This is a genomic window from Micromonospora sp. NPDC049089 (assembly GCF_040648775.1).
In the GTDB taxonomy this organism is placed as follows: Bacteria; Actinomycetota; Actinomycetes; order Mycobacteriales; family Micromonosporaceae; genus Micromonospora.
Window position 1 is genome coordinate 1 of sequence record NZ_JBEZEH010000407.1, and the last position, 1,256, is coordinate 1,256.

1 pseudogene is annotated in these 1,256 nt (G+C 69.7%); it reads right to left on the minus strand.

Annotated features, from left to right (window positions below):
• Window positions 1–806, minus strand: a pseudogene (locus tag AB0B48_RS33150) (right-handed parallel beta-helix repeat-containing protein); the annotation flags it as partial.
• Window positions 807–1,256 lie beyond the last annotated feature (450 nt).

Here is a 1,256-nt window from a genome sequence, read left to right on the forward strand (position 1 = left end):
GCCGTTGCCGTTGCCGCTGCCGCCGCTGGCTTGGCGCCGGGCGCGGCAGCGGTCGCCGGCTTCGCGGCGGGCGCCGCCGCTGCCGCTGCCGGTGGCGCGGCAGTGGTCGAGCGGACCTGGGCCGAGTACGGCGCCCAGACCGTCGCCGGGTCGGCGGCTATCGGGTACTGAAGGGTCTGGCCACCCCTGATGCTCAGGCCCTTGAGAGTGAGCTGCCCGCCAGCCCCGACGTTGAGGATGCGGAAGTAGTCGGCAGTGGCTTCGCGGCCGATGGTGGTGTGTTCACCCTTGAGGGTGATGCGCTCGGTGATCACCGGGAGGCCGTTGCCGTCCTGGTTGCGAGTCAGGGTGTAGGTGCAGCCCTTGGCCAGCTCCAGCACGCCGCCGTCATCGTTGTTGGCGAACGTGATCGCCTGGATCAGCTTGTCGGAGTCGCACGGCACCTGCCTGGTGCGGTCCTTCTCGTCGTGCTTGCCGTCCTCGCGGTCCTTGCCATCCTTGCCGGACTGGTCGTCGAAGCCGCTCCAGTCGTCGCCGCCCCACTCGTCGTCCTGACCGCCGTCGTCCTTGGCGCCGCCCTTGTCCGCGCCGCCGTCGTCGCTGACGTTCTCTCGGTTGGTCGATGGCTGCGCGTCCGACACCTGGTCGGACTTGGGCTTGTCGTCCCGAGCGGCGACGCCGCCGAGGGCCGCCAGGCCGACCACGCCGGTCAGCCCGGCTACGCCGGCGACCCAGAGCGCCCGCCTTCGCCGTGTTGGCGGAGCTGTCGAGGCCCCGCCGTCGGTACTCGTTACGTCGTTGGACATCAGAGCCTTCCGCCCTTTCCTGCTACCAGACGGGATCGCACCGCCCGAGGCGCCACGACCAGCTACAAATGGGTTGTAGCCTCTGATCCTCACCGTATGAGAACCATCTTCGCGATGCGGACGTATCCGAGATAACCACGCATTTGGCGCAGGCCAGGTGAGGGCGGCCAACCGGTCCGGGCCGGCGGAAAGGGCCCGAGCAGCACAAACACCGGCGGACGACGCACGGCAATCGGCCGTCGCCGCGCCGAGTCGAGGGACCGTCGTCTCGCGCCGTCCCCGGGCCGTCAGGTGTACGGAATCCGAACGGTGCCCGCCCTCCGGGCGTGATCCACTCGGCTTCGCTGAAAACGCGGCATCTGAGCGAGCGGGACAGCGCGACTTCACGGAAACCGAGTTGATCACGGCAAAAGCCCCTGGCCGCCGGCCCTCAGCGAAGGGCGGGCGGGC